The organism is Terrabacter sp. NPDC000476 (assembly GCF_040300125.1).
Classification (GTDB): domain Bacteria; phylum Actinomycetota; class Actinomycetes; order Actinomycetales; family Dermatophilaceae; genus Terrabacter.
The window spans coordinates 59,869-77,870 of record NZ_JBEPDF010000003.1 but is presented as its reverse complement, the minus strand read 5'-3'; the positions used below and the strand labels follow the sequence as shown (position 1 = coordinate 77,870).

Here is an 18,002-nt window from a genome sequence, read left to right as displayed (position 1 = left end):
CACCCGTGGGTCGCCGGTCCGCGGCAGGTCGTCAGACGCCGGCCGACGACCGGGTCCGGCGCCGCTGCGCACGGCTAGACCCCGAGGTCGCGCGGGACGCGCAGCTGCAGCGCCATCGCCTCGAGGGCGAGCAGGGGCGAGACGTTGGCGTTGATGCGGTCGCGGGCCTCGGCGATCGCGTCCATGGCCGCGAGCAGCTGCTCGGGCCCGAAGACGCCCGCCAGCGCACGCACCTTGTCGACGGCGTCGGGGTTGACGAGGTCGACGTCGGAGCGCAGCCGCAGCACGAGCGCGTCGCGGTAGACGGAGGTGAGGTCGACGAGCGCGCGGTCCACGACGTCGCGGGCGGCCCGGGTGGCCCGGGTCTTCTGCTCCCGCTCGAGGGCGGCCACCTGCGAGCGGATGTGCGGCGGCTGGGTGCGGGCGGTGGGGTCGGCGCCCAGCGTCTCGAGCAGCCGGGAGCGCTCCGCGGCGTCGCGCTCGGCGGTCGCCGACGACGACTCCTCGTCGGCGATCTGGGCGAGGTCGGCCGCGGCGCCGATCGCGTCGCCGACGCCGCTGATCCGCGTCGCCATGGCGATGACGTCGCGGCGCCGGATGCGGGCCTGCTCGTCGCGCGCCAGCCGGCGCGCGAGGCCGATGTGCGACTGCGCGGCACGGGCGGCATACAGGGCCATGGCGGGGTCGACGCCGTCGCGGCGGGTCAGCAGCTCGGCGACGGCCGCGGCGGGCGGCGTGCGCAGGCGCACGTGCCGCGAGCGGGAGCGGATGGTGACGATGACGTCCTCGAGGCTCGGCGCGCAGAGCATCCAGACGGTGCGGGGGGTGGGTTCCTCGAGGGCCTTGAGGAGGGCGTCGGCGGGGGCGTCGGTGTAGGCCGTCAGCCGGTCGGCGTCCTCGATGATGATGATCCGCCACCGCCCGAGCGACGGGCGCAGGGCCGCCTCCTGCACGAGGGCGCGGGCCTCCGCCACCTTGATGGACAGGCCCTCGGTGGCCACCACCTTGACGTCGGCGTGGCTGCCGTCGAGCGCGGTGCGGCACTCGCGGCACCGCCCGCACCCACCCTCGGGGCACTGGAGCGCCGCCGCGAAGGCTCGCGCCGCCGTCGACCGCCCCGAGCCGGGCGGCCCGGTGAAGAGCCAGGCGTGCGTCATCGCCGCTTCGTCACCGGCCGCCCGCGACAGCGTGCCGATCGTCGGCTCCTGGCCGACGAGGTCGTCCCAGACGCTCATCGCCGGTCCTGCGCGCGGGTCACGCCGTCGAGCACGGCGGCGTGGAGGTGCTCGACGGACAGGGTGGCGTCGAGCACGAGGTAGCGCTCGGGGTCGCGCGCGGCCAGCTCGAGGTAGCCGCGGCGCACCGCGGCGTGGAAGTCGTCGGCCTCCGACTCGAGCCGGTCGTGCACGTCGCCGCGGCGTCGGCGGCCGGCCTCGGGCGACACGTCGAGCACGATCGTGAGGTCGGGCAGCAGGCCGCCCACGGCCCAGTGCTGCAGGGCGGTGATCTCGTCGCGGCCGAGCTCGCGCCCGGTTCCCTGGTAGGTGATGGCGCTGTCGACGTAGCGGTCCGTGACGACGACCTGCCCACGCTCGAGGGCCGGGCGGATGAGCTCGTCGACGTGGTGGGCCTTGTCGGCGGCGAAGAGCAGCGCCTCGGCCCGGGCCGACACGTGGTCGCCGTGGAGCACGAGCTCGCGGATGCGCGCGCCGAGCGGGGTGCCACCCGGCTGGCGCGTCACGACGACGCTGCTGCCGCGGCTCTCGAGGGCCTCGGCGAGCAGGCGCACCTGCGTGGACTTGCCCGCGCCGTCACCGCCCTCGAAGCACACGAAGAGCCCGGGCGCGGTCTCCTGCCGGTGGGTCGCGGCCGCGAGGTTCTCCGTCACGCCCCGACCCTATGCGACCCCACCGTCAGGCGGCCCACGCCTGCCCTGCCTCAACCCGCCCGCCAGCCCCGCCCGCCCGTCCACAAGGCAACACACCGAGCAGGTCACAACCCACCGCGATCGGATCGCGGTGGGTTGTGACCTGCTCGGTGTGTTGGGGGTCGAGCTCGGCGCAGGCCGTCAGCGACGGGCGAGCAGCTCCTCGGCGATCTGCACGGCGTTGAGCGCCGCGCCCTTGCGCAGGTTGTCGCCGACGACGAAGAGCACGAGCCCCTTGCCGGCCGGCGCGGCCTGGTCCGCGCGGACCCGCCCGACGAGGACCTCGTCGCGGCCGGCGGCCTCGAGCGGGTTGGGCACGTCGGTGACGATGACGCCCGGGGCGTTCTTCAGCAGGTCGAGCGCCTCGTCCGGCGAGATGTCCTCGGCGAACTCGGCGTGGATCGCGAGGCTGTGGCCGGTGAAGACGGGGACGCGCACGCACGTGCCCGAGACCCTCAGGTCGGGGGCGTGCAGGATCTTGCGCGACTCGTTGCGCAGCTTCTGCTCCTCGTCGGTCTCGAGGGAGCCGTCGTCGACGACCGACCCGGCGAGGGGGACGACGTTGAAGGCGACCGGCACGGCATACAGCTTGGCGTCCGGCACGGCCACCGCGCGCCCGTCGAGCGCGAGCCCGGTGGGGTCGCCCGCGGCATACGCTCCCGTCAGCTGGCGGTCGAGCTCCTGGACGCCCGCCCCGCCGGAGCCGCTCACGGCCTGGTAGCTGCTGACGTGCAGGCGCACCAGCCCGGCGCGGTCGTGCAGCGGCTTGAGCGCCGGCATCGCGGCCATCGTCGTGCAGTTCGGGTTGGCGACGATGCCCTTGGGGATGTCGTCGAGGTCGGCGGCGTTGACCTCCGAGACGACGAGCGGCACCTCGGGGTCCTTGCGCCACGCGCTCGAGTTGTCGATGACGGTCGCACCGGCCGCGGCGACCTTGGGTGCGAGCTCCCTGGAGGCTGCGCCACCGTTGGAGAACAGCGCGATGTCGATGCCGGAGAAGTCGGCGGTGGCGGAGTCCTCGACGACGACGTCCTCACCCTTGAACGGCAGCGTCGTGCCGGCCGACCGGGCGGACGCGAAGAAGCGCACCTGCGTGACCGGGAAGTCGCGCTCCTCGAGAAGGGCGCGCATGACCCCGCCGACCTGACCCGTGGCACCGAAGACTCCGACTCGCATGGCGACAAGGGTACGGCGGGGAAGGTCGCCCTCCCCCGCCGCGTTCACCTGTCGGTCAGGCGCGGGCCGTGCCCGACCCGTGCTCAGTCCCCGGTCGCGTGGCGGTCGGCGTTGGCGTGGATCGCGTCGCGGACGTATGCCGCGAGCCCGGGCGCGAGGTCCTCGTACGTCTTCGTGAACCGCGGGTCGGCGACGTACATGTCGGCGAGGTTGCGGTGGAAGGCGTGGTCGAGGTCGTAGAAGCGGTCGTCGATGTGCCGGCGGTGCGCCTCGGCGGCGGCCATGGCCGCCTCACCGGTGGCCGGCTCACCCGCGGTCAGGGCCGCGACGAAGGCCGCGTTGACCTCGTCGGCCTCCTGCTTCACCTGCTGCCAGTCGGCCTTCGTGTAGCGCTGGGTCCGCGACTGCGACTGCTTCCAGGCGTCGGTCTCGCCCCAGCGCTCCTGCGCCTCCTGCTGATACTCGTCCTCGAAACCGTCGCCGAAGAGCTCCTTGAGGTCCTGGGGCGTGGCGGGCTGGTCGTTCATCTCTCTCTCCAGTGCTCGGTCGATGGCCGTGACGAGCTCGCGCAGCTCGTCCAGCCGGGTCATGACCGTCGCGCGTTGACGGCGCAGGTGGTCGGCCGCGTCCTCGCCGCCGCCGAGCAGGGTCGCGATCTGCTCGAGCGGCATCTCGAGCCGCCGGTAGACCACGACCTGCTGGAGGCGCGCGAGGTCCCCGTCCGTGTAGAGCCGGTAGCCGGCCCGCGAGCGCTCGCTGGGCACGACCAGGCCGATCTCGTCGTAGTGGTGCAGCGTGCGCACCGTCACGCCGACGAGCTCGGCGACCTGCCCCACCGTCCAGGTGGTCATCTCCTGCGTCCTTCCGGTCATGGCTCGAGCCTCGCGCCTCACGTCGCGTCAGGGTCAAGTGTGGCCCGGAGCCGCACCTAGAGTGGGCGCGTGCACCGCCGCCTCGCGCTCGTCCGCCGCCCCTCCCCCCGGCTGGCGGAGGGCATCGTGACGCACCTCGAGCGCTCATCCGACGTCGACGCCGACCTCGCCCTTCGGCAGTGGCAGGAGTACGTCGACGTGCTGCGCCGGCGCGGCTGGCAGGTCCTCGAGGCAGCCCCCGTCGACGACTGCCCGGACGGCGTCTTCGTCGAGGACAACGTCGTGGTGCACGGCGACGTCGCCGTGGTCTGCCGCTCGGGCGCCGCCTCGCGGCGGCCCGAGGTGGTCGGCCTGCGCGGCGTGCTCGAGCCGCTCGGCTACCGCGTCGTCGAGATGACCGAGCCGGCGACGCTCGACGGCGGCGACGTGCTCAAGCACGGGCACCACGTCTGGGTCGGGGTGGGCGGTCGCACCAACGCCGCCGGCGCCGAGCAGCTGCGCCGGGCCCTCGACGGCCACCGTGTCGACGTCGTGCCCGTGCCGGTGAGCCGCGTGCTGCACCTCAAGTCGGCCGTGACGGCCCTGCCCGACGGCACGGTCATCGGCTACCCGCCGCTCGTCGACGACCCATCGACGTGGAGCGAGTTCCTCGCCGTGCCGGAGGAGCCCGGGTCGCACGTCGTGCTCCTCGGCGGGCAGTCGGTGCTGCTGTCGGCCGCCGCCCCCCGCACGGCGCAGCTGCTGTCGGCGCGCGGGCTCGACGTGACGACCGTCGACATCTCCGAGTTCGAGAAGCTCGAGGGGTGCGTCACGTGCCTCTCGGTCCGGCTGCGCGGGTGATCGGGTAGGAGCAGGTCGATCGGGTCGCTCAGCAGGTGAGCAATCGTCCGAGCGACCCGCCTGTCCCGTCCCGCGCTCCGAGGTGATCGACATGACCGCAGCCACGCCCACCGCCCACGCCACGCTGACGACGACCGACCAGGCCCGACGGGTCGTCGTCGTCGCCGCCGAGATCTTCTGCGTCGTCGGCACGCTCTTCGGCATCGGGGTGCTCGGCACCCGCGTCGAGGAGGCCGCGGGCGGCGCGCTCGCCGCCACCGCCACCCTCGTCGCGCCCGCCGGGCCGGCGTTCTCCATCTGGAGCGTCATCTACCTCGGGCTCCTGGCGTATGCCGTGTGGCAGGCCCTGCCCGCCAACGCCGTCCGCGAGCGGGTGCGGCGCACGGGGTGGCTGGCCGCCGCGTCGATGGTGCTGAACGCCGCCTGGCTGCTCGTGACGCAGCAGGGCTGGATCTGGGCGAGCGTCGTCGTCATCGTCGCCCTCGCGCTGACCCTCGGGGTGCTGCTGCGCCGCCTCACGACCGAGCCGGCGTCGTCGACGCTCGAGCGCGTCGTCGTCGACGCGACGTTCGGCCTCTACCTCGGCTGGGTCGCCGTCGCTACCTGCGCGAACGTCACTGCGGCACTGGCGGACTCGGGGGTCGACCTCGGCTCGGTCGGCAACCAGGTCGCCGCCGTCGTCGTCGTCGCCGTGGCCGCCGTGCTCGGAGCCGTCTTCGCGCAGCAGCTCGGCGGCCGGTGGACCGTGGCCGCCGCGATGGCGTGGGGCCTCGCCTGGATCGCCGTGGGCCGCCTCGGTGACGAGCCCCGCTCGGTCGCCACCGGGCTCGCCGCCGCCGTGGCCGCCGTGGTCGTGCTCGCCGCCGCCGCCCGGTGGCGGGGGCGCGCGGCGCTGCGGGCCGCCTGACGCGACACCCGGGCGACCTGCCGAAAAAAAGTTCGCTCCGGGTGCATCCGGACGGGCCACGTCCTCGGAAGTAGGGAGCAGACGGCACCGACGCCGTCGCACCCGAAGAGAGGACAGACCGTGCAGAAGCGTCATCTCGTCCCCGTGGTCGCCGCCCTGGCGAGCGCGCTCGCCGTCCCTGCCGCCGTGGCGGCACCGACCGCCGCCGCTCCGGCCCCGACCGCGTCGTCGGCGCTGCCCTCGGGCACCCGGAGCCTCGCGGCGGTCCTGACCGCCGACGGCGACCGGTTCGACCGCAACTGGTACGACTACGACATCGTCACCGAGGCCGTGCTCGCGGTGCTCAAGGCCAAGCCGAACAGCCCCGTCAGCGTGCTCACCCGGGGCGACCGGCCGGTCACGGCGTTCATCCCCAACGACCGCGCCTTCCAGGTGCTCGCCGCCGACCTCACCCACCGCTGGTACGGCAAGGAGTCCCAGGTCTTCTCGGCCCTCGTCGGCGCCGTCGGGGTCGACGCCATCGAGTCGGTGCTGCTCTACCACGTCGTGCCGGGCGCACCCATCTCGTCGCAGACCGCCCTGCGCTCGGACGGCGCGCGGCTGACGACCGCCCTGCCCGGCGCGACGATCAAGGTCGACGTGCTGTCCCGGTGGCTGAAGCTCGTCCGCCTCGTCGACCAGGACCGCGACGACCTCGACCCGCTCCTCAACCCGCGCGCGCTCGACATCAACCGGGGCAACCGGCAGGTCGCCCACGGCATCGTCCTCGTCCTGCGCCCGCTCGACCTCTGACCGGTCCCGGCACGGCCCTCGTGCCGTGCCACCGGTGCCACCGATGCCAGAGACCCGAGTGACACCTGCGCCGACCGGCGCACCCACGACCCCCGTCCCCCTCCACAGCAGTCCCACCCGAGCAGCTCACCCTCGAAAGGACCTCCCATGAAGACCATCCGCATCGCCGCCGCCGTCTCCCTCGCCCTGGCCCCCGCCGCGTTCCTCGCGGCACCCGCCCACGCCGCTGACGCGACCGTCTCGATCCTGCACGGCGTGCCGGGCGCGACGGTCGACGTCTACGCGAACGGCAAGGCCCTGCTGACGAACTTCAAGCCGGGCACCCTGACCGACCCGCTCATGCTCCCCGAGGGCACCTACGACCTCAAGGTCACGGCGGCCGGTGCGGGCGCCGGCGGCAAGGCCGTCATCGAGGCCAACGACGTGCAGGTGCCGGGCGGCGCCAACGTCACCGTCGTCGCCCACCTCTCCGCGGACGGCAAGCCGGTGCTGACACCGTTCGTCAACGACACCTCGAAGGTGCCGGCCGGCAAGGCGCGCCTCACCGTCCGGCACACGGCCGCCGCCCCGGCCGTCGACGTGCGCGCCAACGGGGCCGTCGCGCTCAAGGGCCTGACGAACCCCAACGAGGCCAAGGCTGTCGTCGACGCCGGCACGATCAAGGCGGACGTCGTGCTCGCCGGCACGTCCGACGTCGCGATCGGCCCGGCCGACCTCACGCTCAAGGAGGGCACCAACACCATCGTGTACGCGTGGGGCAGCGCCGCCGACAAGAACTTGGAGCTCGCGGTCCAGACGATCTCGGGCATGCACTCGGCCCCCGGCGGCGTGCCCGCCGGCGCCGGTGGGCAGGCGGCGGAGGCGCGGTCCGACTCGGCCGCGGCCCGCTCCGCGCTCGTCGTCGGTGCGGCTGCCGCCGCCGGTGGCCTCGTGCTCGTCGCCCGTCGGCGGGGCGCGGGCGCGCGCTGACCCGGCCGGACGCCGCCCAGGACCGCTCACCAGGACCGATCACCAGGACCGATCACCAGGACCGATCACCATGACCGACCCGTCCGACCACGACTCCCCGACCCCGGGGAGCACCGGGTCGTCCGCCCGCAGGAGGGTGGCCGCCGCGGTGGCCGCCGCCCTCCTCGCGGGGGCGGGCACGGCCTGGCTGACCCGCCCCACGGACCCGGCCCCCGCGACGGCGCCGGAGATCGGGACGTCGACCGACGTCGAGGTTCCCGGCACGGTGGCTCCGGGTTCAGCGGCGCGGTCGGCGTCGGACCGCGCCGCGGCCCGGCGGTCCGCGACGGCACGGTCGGCCGCCGCCGCGCCGGCCCCCGCCGCGGCGCCGGCCCCCGACCGGCTGCGCATCGGGCGCCTCGGCGTCGACATGCGCATCGTGCCGGTGGGGGTGGCCCGTGACGGCGAGATGGCCCTGCCGTCCACCCCCGCGCTCGCCGGCTGGTACGCCTACGGCCCGCGCCCCGGTGAACGATCGGGCGCGACGGTGGTCGCGGCCCACCTCGACATGCCGGGCTACGGCATCGGGCCGATCGCGGCCATCGGGTCGCTGCGGCGCGGCGACGTCATCGCCGTGCGGTCGGGACCGACCGTCCGCAGCTACACGGTGACCTCCGTCGAGAGCACCCGCAAGACCGCCCTCGACCTCGACGCGCTCTTCGCCCGCGACGGGCCGGCTCGGCTCCACGTCGTCACGTGCGGGGGCGACTTCGACCGCGAGGCCCGACGCTACGACGAGAACGTCGTCGTGACTGCCGAGCCCACGGCGTGAGGGCGGCGCAGCTAGGGTGGGTCCGTGCACGTGCACGACGACCCTGACGTCGAGTCCGCCGAGCTCGCCGCCCGTCTCGCCGGTGGTGACCGCGACGCGCTCGCGGAGATGTACCGCCGGTGGTCCACGCTCGTGCACACCATCGCGTTGCGGTCCCTCGGCGACCCGCACGACGCCGAGGACGTGGTGCAGCAGGTGTTCGTCGCGGCGTGGCAGGGACGGGCCTCGCTCCGGCTCGATCGGGGCTCGCCCGCGGCCTGGCTCGTCGGGATCACGAAGCACCGCGTGGCCGACGCGCAGGCGGGTCGCTACCGCTCCCGGCGCAACCTGCAGGCGGTGGCCTCGGCGGCCGCCACGGAGGCGGACGTCGACGACTCCGACTGGGCCGAGCGCCTGCTCCTCGTGCACGAGCTCGAGCGGATGGGCGATCCGCGGGCCGCCGTGCTCCGAATGGCTTTCATCGAGGACCGCACGCACGACGACATCGCCCGCACCCTCGAGCTGCCGCTCGGCACGGTCAAGAGCCACGTGCGGCGCGGACTGATCGAGCTGAGGAACCGACTCCAGGAGGTGGAACGTGTCGCATCCGAGCGATGACGAGCTCGTCGACCTCGCGATCGGCGAGCCCGTGGGCGAGCCGCAGCGTGCGCACGTCGCGGGCTGCGACCGCTGCACCGCGGCGCTCGAGCAGCTCCGCCGCGCCGGAGTCCTCACGGGATGGTCGACCGAGCCGGTCGACTGGCAGCCACCTCGCCCCGAGGTGTGGGAGCGCATCGCGGCGGAGCTGGACGCGCCCGCGAAGCCCGCACCCGAGGCCGAGCCCACCCCGACCCCACCGACGACCACCACGCACGCCCTGCCCGCGCACCCCGGGGCCGTGCACCCTCTGCCCGCGCACCCGGGGGCCGGCGGGCGAGGCCCGCGCCGGCTCCGGCTCCGGCGACGCACCGTCGCCCTCACCGGCGCCCTCGTCGCGGCGAGCCTCGTCGTGGGCCTCCTCACGGGCCGGGCGATCTGGGGTGGCGGCGACGGAGGCCGCGTCAGCCAGGTGGCGCTCTCGACCCTCGACACCGCCGTCCGCGAGGGCGAGGCCACCGTGCTGCGCGCCCGCGACGGGCTCGACCTGCGCGTCGTGACCGACCGGCGACTCGACGCCGGCGACGGCTACCTCGAGGTGTGGCTTCTCAACGCGGACGGCAAGCGCATGGTGTCGGTGGGCGTGCTCGGGCAGGGCGAGTCAGGCACCTTCCCGATCTCGCAGTCGCTCATCGACCAGGGCTACGTCGTCGTCGACATCTCGAGAGAGCTCTACGACGACAAGCCGGCACACTCCGGTGACAGCCTGCTGCGCGGCCGGCTCCCCGCCTGAGACCTCCGGTGCCAGCCGGACGGTCGGGCCTCGCCGGCGGCTGCCGTCACTGCATGAGGTTGCGCATCGCGGCCGTGGCGCCGCGCAGGTAGCGCTCGACGACCACCCGCTCGTCGTCGTGCAGCGTCGCGTCGAGCGCGGCGAGGCTCTCGAACATCGGGGTCATGCGGGCCAGCACCTCGGCGCGGCCGCTGGCGGTGATACGCACCTCCGTACGGCGCCCGTCGCCCGGGTGCGACCGGCGCTCCGCGTGACCGCGCGAGACGAGCCGGTCGACGACCCCCGACGAGGCCGCCGACGTGACCCCGAGGAGGCGGGCGAGGTCGACGGGTCCCACCGGCCCGCGCATGAGGTGGCGCAGCGAGTGCAGCTCCGAGGTGCTCAGGCCGGCCTGGCGGGCGACGACGGCCGGAACCGTCTCGGAGACCTCGACGAGCTCCTGCAGGGCGGCCAGGGTGCCCGTCGTGCGCCAGGCGGGCACGCCCGGCACGAGCCCGACGTCCGGGCGGCCGTCGGCGACGTCGGCGACGCCACCACCGGCATCCGTGCTCGGCCGCGGGGTCGGAGGGGTCGGCGGTTGGCCGGCTGGGTGCTTGCTGCTAATGTCACTCACCAACTTAGTAATCTATTGAGTAAGCTGATTACTCATCCTACGGGAGGTGTGTCGTGCGCTCGGTGACCGACAGGATCACGCGCAAATGGTGGGCCGTGGCGATCGTCATTGTGGCCCTTGCGGGGGCCATGGGGGTGGTGAGCACGCTCGGCGAGGCGACGCGGACCAGCGCCTCGACCGACGCCCTGCCCATCGGATCCGACAGCGCGGCAGCCCAGCAGCTGCGCGACCGACTCCCCGAGGCGGAGGGATCGGCGGCCGTCGTGCTCTTCAGCCGGGAGTCGGGCTCCCTCTCCGCGGCCGACGTCTCGGCCATCGAGGCCCGGCTCGCCGACGCTCCCGGCGCGGGCCGGACGCCCCTCCAGCGCAGCGAGGACGGCACGGCCGCCCTGGCCGTGATCCCCGTCGAGGCGACCGACGCCACGGCGGTCGCCGAGCGCGTCAAGGACGTGCGCGCCGCGGTCAAGGCCGACCTTCCCGACGGGGTGACGGCGCAGGTGACCGGCCCCGCCGCCGTCCAGGCCGACCTCGCGGCGGTCTTCGCGGGGGCGAACACCCGGCTGCTCATCGCCACCGCCTCCGTCGTCGCCCTCCTGCTCGTGCTGACGTATCGCAGCCCGATCCTGTGGATCCTCCCGCTCGTCGTCGTCGGCGTGGCGGACCGCCTCGCCGCCGTCCTCGCCACGCACGTGCTCGCCGCGTTCTCGGTCGTGTGGGACGAGTCGACCATCGGCATCCTCTCGGTGCTCGTCTTCGGCGCCGGCACCGACTACGCCCTGCTGCTCATCTCGCGCTACCGCGACGAGCTGCGTCGCCACCACGACCGCCGCGAGGCCATGTCGCTGGCCCTGCGACGCACCGCCGAGGCCGTGCTCTCGAGCGCCGTCACCGTCGTCATCGGCCTGCTGACCCTGCTCCTGTCGCTCTTCCCCGCCACGCGCGGCCTCGGCCTCGCCTGCGCCGTCGGCGTCGTCGTGGCGGCGGCCTTCGTGCTGCTCGTCCTGCCCGCCGCCCTCGTCATCTTCGACCGGTGGATCTTCTGGCCCCGCGTGCCCCACGAGGGCGAGGCGGCCCTCGCCGACGGCCACTCCCTGTGGCGCCGGGTCGGCGACCGCGTGGCCGCCCACCCCCGCCGGATCATCAGCGTCACGCTCGTCGTGCTGGCGGTCATGGCCGCGGGCATCGCCGCCATCGACACCGGCCTCAAGTCGTCCGACCAGTTCCTCAAGAAGCCCGAGGCCATCGCCGCGAGCGAGCGGCTGGCCAGGTCGTTCCCGGCCGGCAGCGCCGACCCGGCCATCGTCGTCACGACGGCCGACCCGAAGGCGGTCGGCGCCGCCGTCGGCCAGGTGCCCGGCATCGCGGGGACGCGCACGGTGGCGCAGGCCGGCGGCGTCGCCGAGGTGAACGCGGTCATCGAGGCCGCCCCCGGCTCGGACGAGGCCACCGAGACGGTGCGGGCGCTGCGCGCCGCCGTCGCAGACCTCCCCGAGACGCACGTGGCCGGCACCGAGGCCGTCGCGCTCGACCAGGCCGAGGCCTCGGCCCGGGACCGGCTCGTCATCTTCCCGATCGTGCTCGCGCTCGTGCTCGTCGCCCTCGGCCTGCTGCTCCGCTCGGTGGTCGCCCCGCTCGTGCTCGTCGCGACGGTCGTCGCGACGTACCTCGCGAGCGTCGGCGCGTCGTGGTGGATCTTCACGAAGGTGTTCGGCTTCTCGGCCCTCGACGACAACGCACCCCTCTTCGCCTTCGTCTTCCTCGTGGCGCTCGGCGTCGACTACAACATCTTCCTCGTCACCCGAGCCCGCGAGGAGTCGCGCGAGCACGGGTCGCGACAAGGCATGCTGCGCGGACTCGCCGCGACCGGCGGGGTCATCACGAGCGCGGGCATCCTGCTCGCGGCGGTGTTCGCGGTGCTCGGGGTGCTGCCCCTGGTCGTGCTCGCCCAGATCGGCGTCATCATCTGCGTCGGCGTGCTGCTCGACACGCTCGTCGTGCGCACCCTGCTCGTGCCGGCCATCGCGATCGTGCTCGGCGACCGGTTCTGGTGGCCGCGGCGCCCGCACCCGGCGCCCGCCCGAGGCCCCGTCGCCGCCTCGGCGGAGGCTGCGGCCGGGGACCGCGAGACGCAGGACGCCCCCCGCCCTTGACACGAGGGCGGCAGCCCTCTTGAATCGGGGGCAACCTTGGACAAACCTTGGACGTCGCCCCAGGACCTTCCTCCAGGCCAGGCCCCTTTCCTCCCGAGGTGGTGTTGGCCGACCGTGGGCCGCGCACCGGACTCCCTTCCGGTGCGCGGCCCACACCTGCACGTGCCCGCGCCCGCGAGCCCGCCGTCCCGCGAGCCCGCCGCCCCGCCGTCCCGCCCGGCCACTCCCGCCCCAGGGCTTCTCAGGGCCACTCAAAGCCCAGGGGCTCCTAGCCGGACCACTCCTCGCGCAGCAGGGCCCAGATGTTGTCGTCGAGCCACGTGCCGTCCTTGCCGAGCGACTTCGCGCGGACCGTCGCCTCGTGCCGCATCCCGATCCGTCGCAGCACGCGGTTGCTCGCGATGTTGGCGGCATACGCGTCGGCGGTGATGCGGCGCAGACCGAGCTCGCGGAAGCCGAGCGCGAGCAGCTCGGTGGCGGCCTCGGCCGCGAACCCGCGCCCGTGCACGTCGGGGTGGAGGGCATAGCCGATCGTGCCCTCCCACTCGGCCGTCGGGGTGCGCGAGATGCTGTGGCTGGGCTCCAGCCGCAGCATGACGTCGCCGACGACCCGGCCGCTCGACTGCTCCTCGACGGCGAGACCGAGCAGGGGCGCGGTCGAGCCCGGCAGACCCCGGGCCACCCACCCCGCGACGCGGGCCTCGACGGCAGGGCGGTCGAGCACGTCGTGGGAGAGGTGGACCACCACGTCGGGCAGGCTCCGGTAGGCCAGGACGGCGTCGACGTCGTCGGTGCGGAGCGGACGCAGGCGCAGGCGGTGGGTGCGGCGCGGCCAGGTGAGTCCCTCGAGGCGCGCGCGCAGCCACGGCGGGACGACCTCGCCCGGCACGGGCACTACCGCCACCCCTCGTCGTGGACCCCGCCCGGCACGTCGGCCTCGGGATCGTAGGGGGTGCGGGTGAAGCGGAACGACGCGAGGTCGAGGTGCGACGGCGACCCGTCGGCCCGGCGGACGACCCGCAGGGGCTCCCCCGCGTAGTAGCCGTCCAGCCCGACCCACGCGTCGGGCCCGGCCGCGGCGAAGCGCGACCCGCGGGCCTGCCCCGGCTCGCCGAGCACGAGGTGCTCGCCGACCGCGCGGGCGACCGTCACCGTCGGGCCCCAGTGCCACGTGCCGACGAGGTCGAGCACCGACGCGTCACCGGCCGCGTGCCAGGGCTCCACGGGCTTCGGCGCCTGCTCGGCGAGCTCGCCCACCAGACGGGCGGCGAGCGCGACGGGGGCCACCCCGCTCGTCGCGTTGACGAGCACGACGGCGCCGTCACCGGTCTCGAGGTCGACGCGCAGCCCCGCGAGGAAGCCGGGCATCGAGCCGCCGTGACCGGCAGACCTCCGGCCCTCGACGTTCCACACCTGGAAGCCGAGCCCGTGCGCGGTCGTCCACGGCTGGCCCGGCTCGTCGGCGACCGTGTGGGGCTCCACCATCTCGGCGAGCGTGTCGGCGGCGAGCACCTCGGCGGTGTCTCCGGCCGTGAACGCGGCCCACCGGGAGAGGTCGCCGACCGTCGTCCACAGCTGGCCGGCGGGGGCCATGGCGCCCGCGTCGTGCTCGGGCTCGGGCAGCAGCACGTCCGCGAAGGGGTGCACCGCCAGCCCGGGCGCGGAACGGCCGGTGGGCCGCGTCGTCGTGCGCGTCATCCCGAGCGGGTCGAGCAGGTCACGGCGGACCACCTCGAACCAGTCGACGCCGTGGGCCCGGGCGACGAGCTGCCCGAGCGCGGCGAAGCCGACGTTCGTGTAGTGGAAGCGCCGCCCTGCGCGGAAGCGCTGCGCCACGGGCGACCCGACGAGCTCGTCCCAGCCGCCACCGGGCGTGCGCTCCCACCACGGCCCGTTGGTCTCGGCCTGCACCCCACCCCCGTGCGAGAGCAGCTGGGCGATCGTCACGCCGCCGAGCCGGGTGCCGGGCACGTGCTGCTCGAACCGGTCGTCGAGGTCGAGCCGCCCGGCGTCGCGCAACCGCAGCACGGCCACGGCGACGAACGTCTTGGTGATCGACCCCATCCGGTACTGCGTGTCCGGGTCGGCCGGCACACCGCCGGCCCGACCGTCGACCGTGCCGACGGCGTCGGCCCAGAGCAGGGCGCCGTCGCGCACGAGGCCGGCGGCGAGCGACGGCACGCGTCCTCGGCGCTGCTCCGCGGCGAGCGTGTGGTGCAGGGAACGGGCGGTGCTCGGGTCGATGTCCACCCGCTCCACCCTAGGTCGGGGGCGCTGGCGTGGCGCAGACCACCCCGGCAGGATGGGACGGCGGCCCCGTCGCCGCCTCGTATCGGATATCTTGACATCAAGATTCATTCGGGATCCCCTCGAACCGGACCCGGCAGGAACCGCAACCCGAACGGAGCACCCGCGTTGGACTCGACCATCATCTACACGCACACGGACGAGGCACCCGCCCTGGCCACGGCCTCGCTGCTGCCCATCGTCTCGGCCTTCGCCAAGCAGGCCGGCGTCGACGTCGAGACGCGTGACATCTCGCTCTCGGGGCGCATCATCGCCTCGTTCCCCGACGTCCTGACGCCCGAGCAGCGCGTCGACGACGCGCTCGCCGAGCTCGGCGCGCTCGCGAAGACGCCCGAGGCGAACATCATCAAGCTGCCGAACATCTCGGCCTCGATCCCCCAGCTCAAGGCGGCCATCGCCGAGCTCCAGGCGGCCGGCTACGCGCTGCCCGACTACCCCGACAACCCGTCGACCGACGACGAGAAGGCGGCGCGGGCGGCATACGACAAGGTGAAGGGCTCGGCCGTGAACCCCGTCCTGCGCGAGGGCAACTCGGACCGCCGCGCCCCCGCGTCGGTCAAGAGCTACGCGCGCAAGCACCCGCACTCGATGGGCGCCTGGTCCGCGGACTCGCGGACGAACGTCGCGACGATGGACGCGGGCGACTTCCGGCACAACGAGAAGTCCGTCGTCATCGCGTCCGACGACACCCTCCGGGTCGAGCTCGTCGGCGCCGACGGGTCGACGACGGTGCTCAAGGAGTCGATCCCGGTGCTGGCCGGCGAGGTCGTCGACGCGACGTCGATGGACGTCGCCGCCCTGCGCGACTTCCTCTCCGAGCAGGTGCGTCGCGCGAAGGCCGAGGGCGTCCTCTTCTCCGTGCACCTCAAGGCGACGATGATGAAGGTCTCCGACCCGATCATCTTCGGCCACGTCGTGCGCGCCTTCTTCCCCGACGTCTTCGAGACGTATGCCGGCGCGCTGGCCTCCGTGGGCGCCTCCCCCAACGACGGGCTCGGCGCGGTGCTCAAGGCCGTCGAGGGCCTGCCGGCCGACGAGCGCGCCGAGGTCGAGGCGGCCGTCGCGAAGGGCTTCGAGGACGGGCCGGCCATCGCCATGGTCGACTCCGACAAGGGCATCACGAACCTGCACGTGCCGAGCGACGTCATCGTCGACGCCTCGATGCCGGCGATGATCCGCACGTCCGGCCACATGTGGAACCGCGACGGCGACGAGCAGGACACGCTCGCCGTGCTGCCCGACAGCTCGTACGCCGGCATCTACCAGGTCGTCCTCGACGACTGCCGCGCCCACGGCGCCTACGACCCGGCCACCATGGGGTCGGTCGCGAACGTCGGCCTCATGGCGCAGGCCGCCGAGGAGTACGGCAGCCACGACAAGACCTTCGAGATCCCCGCCGACGGCACCGTGCGCGTCGTCGACGGCTCGGGCACGACGCTCCTCGAGCACCCCGTCTCGGCCGGCGACATCTGGCGCGCCTGCCAGACCAAGGACGTGCCGATCCGCGACTGGGTCAAGCTGGCGGTCACCCGCGCCCGCGCCACCGGCACCCCGGCCGTCTTCTGGCTCGACGCCGACCGGGCGCACGACGCCAACCTCATCACGAAGGTGGAGGAGTACCTCGGCGAGCACGACACCGAGGGCCTCACCATCGAGATCATGAAGCCGACCGACGCGATCGCCTTCTCCCTCGAGCGGATCCGAAAGGGCGAGGACACGATCTCGGTCACCGGCAACGTGCTGCGCGACTACCTCACCGACCTCTTCCCGATCCTCGAGCTCGGCACGTCGGCCAAGATGCTCTCGGTCGTCCCGCTCATCAACGGCGGCGGCCTCTTCGAGACCGGCGCGGGCGGCTCGGCCCCGAAGCACGTGCAGCAGCTCGTCAAGGAGAACTACCTGCGCTGGGACAGCCTCGGCGAGTTCCTCGCCCTCGCGGTCAGCTTCGAGCACCTCGCCGACGTCACCGACAACGCGCGGGCGCGCGTGCTCGGCCAGACGCTCGACCGGGCGACCGGCACGCTGCTCGACGAGAACAAGGGCCCGGCCCGCAAGGTCGGCCAGATCGACAACCGGGGCAGCCACGTCTGGCTGGCGCTCTACTGGGCGCAGGAGCTGGCGAAGCAGACCGACGACGCCGCCCTGGCGGAGATCTTCGGCCCCGTCGCCCGCGACCTGCAGGAGAGCATCGACACGATCTCGCAGGAGCTCGTCGACGCCCAGGGCCACTCGGTCGACATCGGCGGCTACTACCGCCCCGACGCCGACAAGGTGGCCGCGGTGATGCGTCCGTCGAAGACCTTCAACGGGATCGTCGACGCCCTGGCCTGAGCGGCCCGCGCTCCGGGGCACCCCGCAGCGCAGCGCAACACACCGAGAAAGCCACGACCCACCGGGATCCGATCCCGGTGGGTCGTGGCTTTCTCGGTGTGTTGCGAGGCAGGGCGGGGCGGGGCGGGGCGCGGCGTCAGGGGGCGAGGAACCAGCCGGTCACCATGCCGTCGGGGCGGCCGGGCTCGATGAAGTGCTCCCAGCCGAAGGCGGCGGCGAACATCTCCCCCGGCATCTCGAGCATGCCCTGCGCGTCCGACTGGCTCGCGTGCGCCGTGAGCGCCGCCCGCTTGACGTCGAGGAAGTCGCTGACGTCGCACGCCCAGTGCAGCTCCTCCTCGAGGCTGCCGAGCGGGTTGCCGTCGTCCATGGGGGCCCGGGGGTCCCAGTCCTCACCGACGTCCTGGCCGGCCGCCACCATTGCCTCGAAGGCGCGGACCATCGCGCTGCGGTTCATCGACGACTCGAGGTAGCGGGGCGTGCCGGCGAGCTCGGCCGCGCGGCGCGTCACCGCGTGCACCTTGACGTGGTCGGGGTGCCCGTAGCCGCCGTGCCAGTCGTAGCCGACGACGACGTCCGCGTGCTCGTCGCGAAGCACCGCCGCGACCCGCTGCGCGGCCTCCTCGGTGTCGGCGCGGGCGAAGCTCTCCTCGTGGTCGTTCTGCGCCCAGCCGGTCATGCCGGAGTCGGCGTAGCCGAGCCACTCGACGCGGTGCGTGCCGATGACGGCGTTCGAGGCCTCGGCCTCCGCGCGCCGCCGGTGCACGACGGTCTCGCCGTCGGCGAGGTCGGCGGGCGCGTCGCCGTGGTCGCCGTTGGTGGCGACGACGAGCACGACCCGGTGCCCCTCGGCGACGGCGCGCGCCATCGACCCGGAGGTCTGCGAGGCCTCGTCGTCGGGGTGGGCGTGGACGAAGACGACGGTTGCCATGGCCTCA

At 74.1% G+C, this 18,002-nt stretch carries 17 protein-coding genes; 9 read left to right on the top strand and 8 right to left on the bottom strand.

The window, feature by feature from the left end:
- Window positions 1-74: 74 nt before the first annotated feature.
- From ABT295_RS16385 to ABT295_RS16370, 4 genes are all read right to left on the bottom strand, one after another.
- On the bottom strand, window positions 75-1,235 hold the full coding sequence (locus tag ABT295_RS16385; RefSeq protein ID WP_352395474.1) for a DNA polymerase III subunit delta': 1,161 nt from the start codon (window positions 1,233-1,235) through the stop codon (window positions 75-77).
- Window positions 1,232-1,888, bottom strand: coding sequence for a dTMP kinase (tmk, locus tag ABT295_RS16380; RefSeq protein WP_352395473.1), 657 nt, complete (start codon window positions 1,886-1,888; stop codon window positions 1,232-1,234). Before tmk ends, ABT295_RS16385 begins: the two co-directional genes overlap by 4 nt.
- Window positions 1,889-2,068: 180 nt before the next feature.
- Window positions 2,069-3,103, bottom strand: coding sequence for an aspartate-semialdehyde dehydrogenase (locus ABT295_RS16375; RefSeq protein ID WP_352395472.1), 1,035 nt, complete (start codon window positions 3,101-3,103; stop codon window positions 2,069-2,071).
- Window positions 3,104-3,186: 83 nt separating this feature from the next.
- Complete coding sequence (locus ABT295_RS16370; RefSeq protein WP_352395471.1) at window positions 3,187-3,975, bottom strand: MerR family transcriptional regulator; 789 nt, start codon at window positions 3,973-3,975, stop codon at window positions 3,187-3,189.
- A 69-nt stretch (window positions 3,976-4,044) separates the two neighbouring features.
- Here ABT295_RS16370 and ddaH point away from each other — a divergent pair, with 69 nt between their 5' ends.
- The 7 genes from ddaH (at window position 4,045) to ABT295_RS16335 (ending at window position 9,663) form a co-directional block, all read left to right on the top strand.
- Window positions 4,045-4,815, top strand: coding sequence for a dimethylargininase (ddaH, locus tag ABT295_RS16365; protein WP_352395470.1), 771 nt, complete (start codon window positions 4,045-4,047; stop codon window positions 4,813-4,815).
- A gap of 91 nt (window positions 4,816-4,906) precedes the next feature.
- Window positions 4,907-5,722 (top strand): TspO/MBR family protein, encoded by an 816-nt coding sequence (locus ABT295_RS16360; protein ID WP_352395469.1) that lies wholly within the window; start codon window positions 4,907-4,909, stop codon window positions 5,720-5,722.
- 120 nt (window positions 5,723-5,842) lie between these two features.
- Window positions 5,843-6,514: a fasciclin domain-containing protein gene (locus tag ABT295_RS16355; RefSeq protein ID WP_352395468.1), complete on the top strand. Its 672-nt coding sequence runs from the start codon at window positions 5,843-5,845 to the stop codon at window positions 6,512-6,514.
- 147 nt (window positions 6,515-6,661) lie between these two features.
- Window positions 6,662-7,483 (top strand): DUF4397 domain-containing protein, encoded by an 822-nt coding sequence (locus ABT295_RS16350; protein ID WP_352395467.1) that lies wholly within the window; start codon window positions 6,662-6,664, stop codon window positions 7,481-7,483.
- A 70-nt stretch (window positions 7,484-7,553) separates the two neighbouring features.
- Complete coding sequence (locus ABT295_RS16345) at window positions 7,554-8,294, top strand: class F sortase (protein ID WP_352395466.1); 741 nt, start codon at window positions 7,554-7,556, stop codon at window positions 8,292-8,294.
- A 24-nt stretch (window positions 8,295-8,318) separates the two neighbouring features.
- Window positions 8,319-8,891, top strand: coding sequence for an RNA polymerase sigma factor (locus tag ABT295_RS16340; protein WP_352395465.1), 573 nt, complete (start codon window positions 8,319-8,321; stop codon window positions 8,889-8,891).
- Window positions 8,872-9,663 carry an anti-sigma factor gene (locus ABT295_RS16335; RefSeq protein WP_352395464.1) on the top strand — a complete coding sequence of 264 codons (792 nt, stop codon included), beginning with the start codon at window positions 8,872-8,874 and terminating at the stop codon, window positions 9,661-9,663. Before ABT295_RS16340 ends, ABT295_RS16335 begins: the two co-directional genes overlap by 20 nt.
- 46 nt (window positions 9,664-9,709) lie before the next feature.
- On the opposite strand, the gene ABT295_RS16330 is transcribed toward ABT295_RS16335, so the two are convergent.
- Window positions 9,710-10,276, bottom strand: coding sequence for a MarR family winged helix-turn-helix transcriptional regulator (locus ABT295_RS16330; protein ID WP_352395463.1), 567 nt, complete (start codon window positions 10,274-10,276; stop codon window positions 9,710-9,712).
- A 95-nt stretch (window positions 10,277-10,371) separates the two neighbouring features.
- Here ABT295_RS16330 and ABT295_RS16325 point away from each other — a divergent pair, with 95 nt between their 5' ends.
- The gene (locus ABT295_RS16325; RefSeq protein ID WP_352395462.1) at window positions 10,372-12,426 is read left to right on the top strand and encodes an MMPL family transporter; all 2,055 of its coding nucleotides are present in this window, start codon (window positions 10,372-10,374) and stop codon (window positions 12,424-12,426) included.
- 268 nt (window positions 12,427-12,694) lie between these two features.
- On the opposite strand, the gene ABT295_RS16320 is transcribed toward ABT295_RS16325, so the two are convergent.
- Together ABT295_RS16320 and ABT295_RS16315 are read right to left on the bottom strand one after the other, a co-directional pair.
- A complete protein-coding gene (locus ABT295_RS16320) occupies window positions 12,695-13,321 on the bottom strand; it encodes a GNAT family N-acetyltransferase (protein WP_352395461.1) in 627 nt (208 codons plus the stop codon).
- The gene (locus ABT295_RS16315; protein ID WP_352395460.1) at window positions 13,321-14,676 is read right to left on the bottom strand and encodes a serine hydrolase domain-containing protein; all 1,356 of its coding nucleotides are present in this window, start codon (window positions 14,674-14,676) and stop codon (window positions 13,321-13,323) included. The genes ABT295_RS16320 and ABT295_RS16315 overlap by 1 nt, the downstream gene beginning before the upstream one ends.
- A gap of 165 nt (window positions 14,677-14,841) precedes the next feature.
- Between ABT295_RS16315 and ABT295_RS16310 the strand changes: the two genes are divergently transcribed.
- Window positions 14,842-17,064 (top strand): NADP-dependent isocitrate dehydrogenase, encoded by a 2,223-nt coding sequence (locus ABT295_RS16310; protein ID WP_352395459.1) that lies wholly within the window; start codon window positions 14,842-14,844, stop codon window positions 17,062-17,064.
- Between the two features lie 136 nt (window positions 17,065-17,200).
- Here ABT295_RS16310 and ABT295_RS16305 read toward each other — a convergent pair whose 3' ends face one another.
- Entirely contained in the window at window positions 17,201-17,995 is a 795-nt protein-coding gene (locus ABT295_RS16305; RefSeq protein WP_352395458.1) for a PIG-L deacetylase family protein, read from the bottom strand.
- Between the last annotated feature and the right edge of the window lie 7 nt (window positions 17,996-18,002).